Source organism: Actinocorallia lasiicapitis (assembly GCF_054778695.1).
Map to the genome: position 1 here is coordinate 1 of NZ_BAAGZI010000231.1, position 9,231 is coordinate 9,231.

8 protein-coding genes are annotated in these 9,231 nt (G+C 71.0%); 3 read left to right on the plus strand and 5 right to left on the minus strand.

The window, feature by feature from the left end; translation table 11 throughout:
• Nucleotides 1-291: hypothetical protein (locus ACYVE7_RS22345; RefSeq protein WP_460366948.1), on the plus strand; the 291-nt coding region annotated here is incomplete at its 5' end.
• Here ACYVE7_RS22345 and kdsA read toward each other — a convergent pair.
• From kdsA to ACYVE7_RS22360, 3 genes are all read right to left on the minus strand, one after another.
• A complete protein-coding gene (gene kdsA, locus ACYVE7_RS22350) occupies nucleotides 263-1,099 on the minus strand; it encodes a 3-deoxy-8-phosphooctulonate synthase (RefSeq protein WP_460366950.1) in 837 nt (278 codons plus the stop codon). The two genes, ACYVE7_RS22345 and kdsA, sit on opposite strands and share 29 nt — an antisense overlap.
• A 274-nt stretch (nucleotides 1,100-1,373) precedes the next feature.
• Complete coding sequence (locus ACYVE7_RS22355; protein ID WP_460366951.1) at nucleotides 1,374-3,458, minus strand: 3-hydroxyacyl-CoA dehydrogenase NAD-binding domain-containing protein; 2,085 nt, start codon at nucleotides 3,456-3,458, stop codon at nucleotides 1,374-1,376.
• Nucleotides 3,455-4,660, minus strand: a complete 1,206-nt coding sequence (locus tag ACYVE7_RS22360; protein WP_460366952.1) for a thiolase family protein — start codon at nucleotides 4,658-4,660, stop codon at nucleotides 3,455-3,457. Before ACYVE7_RS22360 ends, ACYVE7_RS22355 begins: the two co-directional genes overlap by 4 nt.
• A gap of 261 nt (nucleotides 4,661-4,921) precedes the next feature.
• Between ACYVE7_RS22360 and ACYVE7_RS22365 the strand changes: the two genes are divergently transcribed.
• Entirely contained in the window at nucleotides 4,922-6,652 is a 1,731-nt protein-coding gene (locus tag ACYVE7_RS22365; RefSeq protein ID WP_460366953.1) for an AMP-binding protein, read from the plus strand.
• Here the strand turns inward: ACYVE7_RS22365 and ACYVE7_RS22370 are convergent.
• Both ACYVE7_RS22370 and ACYVE7_RS22375 read right to left on the minus strand, forming a co-directional pair.
• Nucleotides 6,649-7,824, minus strand: coding sequence for an ATP-binding protein (locus ACYVE7_RS22370; protein WP_460366954.1), 1,176 nt, complete (start codon nucleotides 7,822-7,824; stop codon nucleotides 6,649-6,651). The genes ACYVE7_RS22365 and ACYVE7_RS22370 overlap by 4 nt on opposite strands.
• Nucleotides 7,815-8,474, minus strand: coding sequence for a response regulator transcription factor (locus ACYVE7_RS22375; RefSeq protein ID WP_460366955.1), 660 nt, complete (start codon nucleotides 8,472-8,474; stop codon nucleotides 7,815-7,817). The genes ACYVE7_RS22370 and ACYVE7_RS22375 overlap by 10 nt, the downstream gene beginning before the upstream one ends.
• Before the next feature lie 135 nt (nucleotides 8,475-8,609).
• On the opposite strand from ACYVE7_RS22375, the gene ACYVE7_RS22380 reads away from it, so the two are divergent.
• Nucleotides 8,610-9,185: a hypothetical protein gene (locus tag ACYVE7_RS22380; protein ID WP_460366956.1), complete on the plus strand. Its 576-nt coding sequence runs from the start codon at nucleotides 8,610-8,612 to the stop codon at nucleotides 9,183-9,185.
• Nucleotides 9,186-9,231 lie beyond the last annotated feature (46 nt).

A 9,231-nucleotide genomic window follows, 5' to 3' on the forward strand; every position in this document is an offset into this window, starting at 1 on the left:
GGGGCCGCGATCGGCGAGCCGCTGGAGGCCCATCAGGGCGGTCTGACCGCCGCGCTGCTGCGGGCCGGGCCTGGCGGGTTGCGCGCGATCACCGGCGATCAGCGGGGCGGGGTGCGGATCTGGGATCTGCGGGAGCGGGTGCTGACCGCGGAGCTCACCGTTCCCGGCGGGGTGCGGGCGCTCGCCATGGACGGCGCCGGCCGGCTGCTGGTGGCGTTCGGCGTGGACGTCGCCGTCTTCACCCCCGACCTCAAGCCCGACCTCACATCTGGTCGAACGCCGCGGACTTGACCAGATCGTCGACCTGCCTGACCCGGCTGAGCAGCCGCCCGACCCGGTCCAGGGGGATCGCGGACGGGCCGTCGCACGGCGCGGTGTCCACCGAGACGTGCGACTCCACGAACAGCGCCGCGATGCCGAGCGCGGTACCCGCGACGGCCAGTGGCTCGCACAGCTCGCGGCGTCCGCCGCTGGCATGGCCGAGCCCGCCCGGAAGCTGGAGGGCGTGGGTGACGTCCAGGCTCACCGGATGGCCGAGGGCGATCAGCTCGGCCAGTTCGAGGACGTCCACCGCGAGCCGTCCGGGACCGAAGAGGGTGCCCCGCTCGCAGAGCAGCACGTCGCGGCCGCCCGCCTTCCGGCATTTCGCCACGACGTTGGCCATCTCGCTCGCCGCCATGAGCTGCATCTTCTTCAGGTGCAGCGGCCTGCCGGCGGCGGCCGCCGCGACGATCAGGTCGGTCTGGCGGACCAGGAACGCCGGGATCTGCAGCAGATCGGCGACCTCCGCGGCGGGCGCGCACTGCCAGGGCTCGTGGACGTCGGTGACGACGGGCACTCCGAGCTCCCGCTTGATCTTCGCCAGGAGCTCCAGCCCGTCGTCGAGCCCGGGCCCCCGGTAGGAGTCGGCGGAGCTCCGGTTGGCCTTGTCGAACGAGGCCTTGAAGACGTAGCCGAGGCTCTGCCGTTCGCACTCCCGGCGGAAGACCTCGCCGACCCGCAGCGCGGTGTCCAGGTCCTCCAGGACGTTCACCCCGCCGAGGACGGTCAGGGGCGCGTCGTTGGCGACACGGCGGCCGCCCAGGGTGAACTCGGACAAGGACCGACCTCCCTCGAGACCCCGCGGCACGGAGCTCCAGCCTACGGACCGGATCGCCGCTGAGGGCCCCGGGGACACGAAAAGGCGCCCCGCGCTGTGCGCGGGACGCCCTTCGCGTAGCCGACCCGGTAACCCCCCAGTCCCGTAGCCGGCTGGTCCTTCTCCCCATCCCGTACTGTCCAACGGACGAATGGGGTGTTCTGTTCCCGTGTTACCGGTTTCGGTGCGTGACCTGCATCTCACTAACCGGCAGATCACTGACCGACGCCGATCACTAACCGACGGAGGCGACGCCGGGCGCCAGGAACGGGTTCCCGGTGACCTTGGCCGAAACCCCGGTGCGGTCGAGGTACGGGGTGATCCCGCCCAGGTGGAACGGGTAGCCGGCGCCCAGGATGAGGCAGAGGTCGATGTCCTCGGCCGCGGCGACGACGCCCTCGTCCAGCATGAGCCGGATCTCCTCGGCCAGACCCTCCATGGCGCGCTGCAGCAGCTCCTCCTCGGTGGAGGGGCTGGTGCCGCCGGAGAAGATCTCCACGGCCTCCGGGTCGAGCGTGAAGTCCGGAAGGTAGACCCCGGTCTTGCCGGACTCCACGAACTTCTTGAACTTCGGCGACACCGGGAACCGCTCCGGGAAGAAGCCGTGCAGCGTCTCGTTGACGTGCAGGGCGATCGCCGGACCGACCAGGCCCATCAGGATGAACGGGCTCATCGGCAGGCCCAGCGGCGCGGCGGCGCGCTCCGCGACCTCGATCGGCGTGCCCTCCTCGACGGCCCCGACGAACTCGGCCAGCAGCCGCAGCAGCACCCGGTTGACCACGAACGCGGGCGCGTCCTTGACCAGGACACAGCTCTTGCGGAGCTGCTTGCCGACGCTGAAGGCGGTCGCCAGGGTGGCGTCGTCGGTCTTCTCGGCCCGGACGATCTCCAGCAGCGGCAGGACCGCGACCGGGTTGAAGAAGTGGAAGCCCACGACCCGCTCGGGGTGCTCCAGCTTCGAGGCCATCTCGGTGATCGACAGCGAGGAGGTGTTGGTCGCCAGGATGCACTCGGCCGACACCACGGCCTCGACCTCGGCGAACACCTTCTGCTTGACGCTCATCTCCTCGAAGACGGCCTCGATCACGAAGTCGGCGTCGGCGAAGGCGTCCTTGGTCAGCGAACCGGAGATCAGCCGCTTGAGGCGGTTGGCGCGGTCGCCGTTGATCCGGCCCTTCTTGGCCAGCTTGTCGACCTCGCCGTGGGCGTAGGCGACGCCCTTGTCGAGGCGGGCCTGGTCGAGGTCGGTCATGATCACCGGAACCTCGAGCCGCTGCGCGAACAGCAGCGCGAGCTGACCGGCCATCAGACCGGCGCCGACGACGCCGACCTTGGTGATCTTGCGGGCCAGGGCCTTGTCCGGCGCGCCGGCGGGGCGCTTGGCGCGCTTCTGGGTCAGGTCGAAGGCATACAGCCCGGCGCGGAGCTCGTCCGACATGATCAGGTCGGCGAGGGCCTCGTCCTCGGCGGCGAAACCCTCGTCGCGGGTGCGGTCCTTGGCGTGGCGGACCAGGTCGAGGGCGCGGACGTAGGACGGGGCCGCGCCGTGCAGCTTGCCCTCCAGGACGAACCCGGCCATGTTGACCGCGTCGTCCCAGCCCTTGCCCTTGTCGACCTCGGGACGCTCGACGACGACGTCGCCGTTGATCACCTGGGCGGCCCAGGTCAGGGACTCCTCGAGGAAGTCGGCCGAGTCGAAGATCGCGTCGGCGACGCCCAGCTCGAAGACCTGCTTGCCCTTGAGCATCCGGTTCTGGGCCATCGGGTTGTCAATGATCAGCTTGAGGGCCTTCTCGGCGCCGATCAGGTTGGGCAGCAGGTAGGTGCCGCCCCAGCCGGGGACCAGGCCGAGGAAGGTCTCGGGCAGCGCGAACGCCGGGACGTTCTGCGAGACGGTCCGGTAGGTGCAGTGCAGACCGGCCTCGACACCGCCGCCCATGGCCGCGCCGTTGTAGAACGCGAACGACGGGATCGACAGCTCGCCGAGCCGGCGGAACACGTCGTGGCCGAGCTTGCCGATGGCCAGGGCCTCGTCGCGGGAGCCGATCAGCGGGACGCCCTTGAGGTCCGCGCCGACCGCGAAGATGAACGGCTTGCCGGTGATCGCGACGGCCGCGAGGTCGTCGCGCTCGGCGACGGCGTCGATGGCGGCGTTGAGCTCGGCGAGACCGGCCGGGCCGAACGTGTTCGGCTTGGTGTGGTCGAAACCGTTGTCGAGGGTGATGAGCGCCAGGGTGCCCGCGCCGTGGGGGAGCTTGACGTCCCGGACGTGGGCGTGGGTGACGACCTCGTCGGCGTGCGTGGTGTTGATGTCGCTCACTTCTCGGCGCCTTCCCAGTTCACGTTCTCCCACAGGACGGTCCCGCCCATGCCCATGCCGATGCACATGGTGGTGAGGCCGTAGCGGACCTCGGGGTGCTCTTCGAAGTGGCGCGAGAGCTGGGTCATCAGCCGGACGCCGGAGGAGGCCAGGGGGTGGCCGATGGCGATGGCGCCGCCCCAGGGGTTGACCCGCGGGTCGTCCTGGTCGATCTTGAAGTGGTCGAGGAACGCGAGGACCTGCACCGCGAACGCCTCGTTGATCTCGAACAGCCCGATGTCCTCGATGGACAGGCCGTTGCGGGCCAGCAGCTTCTCGGTGGCCGGGACGGGGCCGATGCCCATGACCTCGGGTTCGACCCCGACGAAGGAGAAGTCGACCAGGCGCATCCGGGCCTTGAGGCCCAGCTCGCTGGCGGTGTCCTCGGCCATCAGCAGCGCGGCGGTGGCGCCGTCGTTGAGGCCGGCGGCGTTGCCCGCGGTGACGTTGCCGGCGGCGCGGAACGGGGTCTTCAGCCCGGCCAGGGACTCCAGCGTGGTGCCGGGGCGCGGCGGCTCGTCCTCGGTGGCGAGGCCGTAGCCCTTCTCGGCGGAGCGGATCGCGGTCGGCACCAGGTCCGGCTGGATCTTCCCGGCGGCGTAGGCGGCGGCGACCTTCTGCTGGGAGCGGACGGCGTAGGCGTCGCACCGCTCCTTGCTGATCTCGGGGTACCGGTCGTGCAGGTTCTCGGCGGTCAGGCCCATGACCAGCGCGGACGGGTCGACGAGCTTGTCGGCCAGGAAGCGCGGGTTGGGGTCGACGCCCTCACCCATCGGGTGGCGGCCCATGTGCTCGACGCCGCCGGCGATCACCACGTCGTAGGCGCCGAAGGCGATGCCGGAACCGGCGGTGGTGACGGCGGTCATCGCGCCGGCGCACATCCGGTCGACGGCGTAGCCGGGCACAGACTTGGGCAGGCCGGCCAGCACCGCGGCGGAGCGGCCGATGGTCAGCCCCTGGTCGCCGATCTGGGTGGTGGCGGCGATGGATACCTCGTCGACGCGCTCGGGCGGCAGGCCCGGGTTCCGCCGGATGAGCTCACGAATGGCGCGGACGACGAGGTCGTCGGCGCGGGTCTCGGCGTACAGGCCCTTCGGGCCGGCCTTGCCGAACGGCGTGCGGACGCCGTCGACGAACACGACGTCACGTGCGATGCGAGGCACGATCTGGTCTCCCTAGATGTCCAAGGCTCTGATACCGGCAATGCTACTCCCCGGTAACAGAACATGCTACTAGTCAGTAACCACTGACAAATGAGGGGTCTCCTCGAGCTTTTCGTGGTAATTCCTACTTGTCGGGAAAGTCGGCGCTGGTTAGCGTGGCGGAAAGTCACCGGGAGGACTGCGGTGGTGCACGCCAGACCTGAGTATCGGCCGGGGTTCCGGCGCCGCTTCGGCAACACTGTGGATCTCGGGTTCGTTCTGATGGGGTCGGGCGTGTTGCGGATGCTGCGCCCGTTCCGGACCTTGCGCGCCCTCAGCGCGCTGCACGCCTGGGGGACGACGCTCGGCGGCCTGGCCAAGGCCGCCGCGATCGCCCAGCCGGGCAAGGCCGCCGTGATCGACGACGACGGCTCGGTCACCTACGGCGAGCTCGACGCCCGCTCCGACGAGCAGGCGGGCGCGCTGCCGCTGGCCGGCAGCCCCAGGCCGCGGGTCGGCATCATGTGCCGCAACCACCAGGCGTTCATCGAGACCCTGGTCGCGTGCAGCAAGCGCGGCGCCGAGACCGTCCTGATCAACACCGGGTTCGGCCCCGGGCAGCTCCGCGCGGTCCTCAGCGAGCTGCGGATGGATCTGATCGTCGCCGATCTGGAGTCCGCGGCCGTCCTGGGGTCCTGCCCCGCGCACCTGCGGAAGACGGTCGTCTGGTCGGACGCGGGTGCCGCACCGGACGATCTGCTGCTGGAGCAGCTGATCGCCGAGGCGGGCGACGAGCCCGCCGAGCCGCCGCACACCCAGGGCCGCACGATCATGCTCAGCTCGGGCACCAGCGGCCGCCCCAAGGGCGCCCGCCGCAGGCCCAAGCCGGGGATCCGGCCGCTGGCCTCGATGCTGTCGCGGATCCCGCTGCGCAACCGGCACACCTTCGTCGTCGACGCCCCCGTCTTCCACACCTGGGGGTTCGCCGCCCTCCAGATCGGCTTCGCGCTCCGCTCCACGATCGTGCTGCGCCGCAGGTTCGACCCCGAGCAGACCCTGGCCATGGTGCAGGAGCAGCGCAGGTCCGCGCTGTTCGCGGTGCCCGTCATGGTGCAGCGGATCATGGAGCTGCCCGAGGAGGTCAGGGAGCGGTACGACACGCGCGGGCTGCGCGTCACCGCCCTGTCGGGCTCCGCGCTGCCCGGCGATCTCGCCCACCGGTTCATGGACTGGTACGGCGAGCGGCTCTACAACGTGTACGGCTCGACCGAGGCGTCCTGGGTGAGCATCGCCGGCCCCAAGGAGCTGCGGAAGCACCCCAGTACTGCGGGACGCCCGCCGCGCGGTACCTCCGTCGCGATCATCAACGACCAGGACAAGAAGGTCCCGCGCGCCACCATCGGCCGGATCTTCGCCGCCAACGAGAACGTCTTCGAGGGCTACACCAGCGGCGAGCCCACCGACACGCTGAACGGCCTGCTGTTCACCGGCGACCTCGGCCACCTCGACGCCCACGGGATGCTCTACGTGGACGGCCGGCACGACGGCATGGTCGTGTCCGGCGGCGAGAACGTGGTCCCGCACGATGTCGAGGACGCCCTGTCCCGGCTGCCGGAGGTCCGCGAGGTCGCCGTCGCCGGGGTCCCGGACGAGGAGTACGGCCAGCGGCTGGCCGCCTACATCGTGCTGCGGCCCGGCGCAGGACTGACCGAGCAGGCCGTCCGGGACTACGTCCGCGAGCAGGTCGCCCGCTACGCCGTCCCGCGCGACGTGCACTTCATCGGCGAGCTCCCGCGCAACGCCACCGGCAAGATCGTCTACCGCTGGCTGGCCGGGATGCAGTCCGGCCGGATGCGGACACCTGAGGGCCGCGTCACCTTCTGGCCCGACCCCCAGGCCCACCCCAGGACCCCCGCGGCGCCCGCTCCTCGGGAGCCCTCCCAGGAGAAGCCCTCCCAGGAGGAGGAGCCCTCCCACGAACTGGCCGCCGCCCCGACGGCCTGGGACACCTAGGGGAGCGGGAAGCGGAGCACGGTGACGAGGCCGCCTTCGGGGCGGGCGTGGGTCTCCATGGCGCCGCCGTGGGCTCGCACCACCGAACGGACGATCGACAGGCCGAGACCGGCGCCCTTGTGGGAGCCGGTGCGGTCGGGGCGGAGCCGGCGGAACGGCTCGTAGATGGTCTCCAGGGCGTGGCCGGGCACGGTCGGTCCGGTGTTCTCGACCCGGACGGCCGAGCCGCCCGGCTCGCGCCAGGTGTCGATCCGGATCAGCCCGTCCGGCACGTTGTAGTGGGCGGCGTTCTCCAGCAGGTTCGCGACGCACCGTTCCAGCAGGACGGGCTCGCCCGCGGTCGGCGCGGCCGCCAGATGCTTTTCGACGGTCACCCCGCCGGGCGGCGCGAGATCGTGCAGGGCGGCCGCCGCCAGCTCGGCGAGGTCCACCGGGATCCGTTCGCGCGGCTCGTTCTCCGATCTGGCCAGCAGCAGCAGGCCCTCGACCAGCCGTTCGTGGCGTGCCGTGGTCTCCAGCAGGGTCCCGGCGAGGATCTTGGTCTCTTCGGGGCTCGCCTTGCGGGCGAGCGCGACCTCCAGCACGGTCCGGTTGATCGTCAGCGGGGTGCGGAGCTCGTGGCTGGCGTTGGCGACGAACCGGCGCTGGGCGTCGAAGGACCGGTGGAGGCGGTCGAGCATGGCGTCGAAGGTGTCGGCCAGCTCCTTGATCTCGTCGTTCGGCCCGTCCAGACCGATCCGCTCGTGCAGGGAGCTGTCGGACAGGCGGCGGGCCGTCGAGGTCATCTTGGCGAGCGGCCGCAGCAGCCGCCGCGACACGAGATGGCTGACGGCCAGCGCCAGCGCCGCGAAGATCCCCAGCACCAGCGACGAGCTGATGATCAGCTCGCGGAGCGCGTCGGACTTCCGGCTCTGCAGTTCCTTCTGCACGGTCGAGTTGATCGCGTCGAGCCGCGGGTCGGTGCCGTACTTCCCGCCGGCTCCGGGACCGATCAGGCCGGGCGGCGGCAGGGGGCCCGATTCGTAGGAGATGACCCGGACCCTGTCCGGGCCGAACTGCTCGTTGATGGTCCGTGCGGCCTGGAGGTAGGTGACGGTGATCGCGGCCGTGGCCGTGGCCAGCAGCAGCCCGCCGTAGATCAGGGTGAGCCTGGTCCGGACGCTCAGCCGCACAGCCGGTACCCCGCCCCGGTCACCGTCTCGATCACCCGGGGCTCGCCGAGCTTCTTGCGGAGCGTCGCCATCGCCACCCGGACGATGTTGCTGAACGGGTCGATGTTCTCATCCCACGCCCGGTCCAGAAGATCCTCGGCGGACAGCACGCCGCCGTCGGCGCGGAGCAGTTCCTCAAGGACCGCGAATTCCTTGTTGGTCAGGCCGAGGAGCCGGCCGTCGCGGGTGACGGTCCGCTGGTGCGGGTCGAGCCGGATCCCGGCCCGTTCCAGCACGGGCGGCAGCGGGGGAGCGGTCCGCCGGGCCAGCGACCGGATCCGGGCGACCAGCTCGGCGAAGACGAACGGCTTGCCCAGGTAGTCGTCCGCGCCGAGGCCCAGCCCGTCGATCCGGGACGCCACCTCGGCGGCCGCCGTCAGCATCAGGATCCGGGCGGGCGCGCGCCGCCCGGCTAGTGACCGGCAGACGTCGTCGCCGTGGACGAGTGGCAGGTCCCGGTCCAGGACGATCACGTCGTAGTCGGTGTAGGAGGCGCGTTCCAGGGCGGCCTCGCCGTCGTGGACGACGTCCACGGCCATCGCCTCCTCGCGCAGCCCCTCGGCGATCGCCCCCGCCAGGATCTCTTCGTCCTCGACCACCAGAACGCGCACGTTTCCTCCTGGAATTGTCCCTACCGCAGAATGCACTGCTCCCGGTTAAACCGCTATAAGGCGGCTAATGCCTTGTTAATCGCGCTCTCGATGAAATGTCGTCCACCCGAACGAAGTGGAGCGAACATGCGAGGCATGGCGATTCTTCCGGCGGTACTGGCCCTGGCCTGCCTGTCCGCCTGCGGTGGCGGCGGGAGCGACGGCGACGGCATCGCCAGCGTGAACAGCGGCGCAGCGCCGTCCGCGTCGGCCACCCCGAGCCTGTCCCTCAGCCCCGAGGACGCACGGCTCAAGTTCGAGCAGTGCCTGCGGGACGCCGGTATCAAGTTCAAGACCTCCAAAGGCGGGGGAATGCAGATCGGCGCGGACTCCGGCGACAAGAACAAGGTCGACGCGGCGATGAAGAAATGCCAGCCGCTGATGGCCGCGGGCGGTCTCGGCCCGCCCGACGCCAGCGACCCGGCCGTCCGCGACAAGCTGGTCAAGTTCGCTCAGTGCATGCGCGAGCACGGCGTCAACATGAAGGACCCCGGCGCCGACGGCGGGCTCAGGATCGAGGGCGGCAGCCCCGACGGCGACGGCAAGCGCAAGGGCGACCCCGCCGACGACCCGAAGATGAAGGCGGCGGACGCGGCCTGCCGGCACCTCCTGCCGGACCGTCCCGGTGAGGACAAGCCGGGCGACGAGACGGGCTCGGAGGGCGGTTCATGAGGCGCGGGCGCGTCCTGGCGACCGGCGCGGTCCTGGCGGCCGCGAC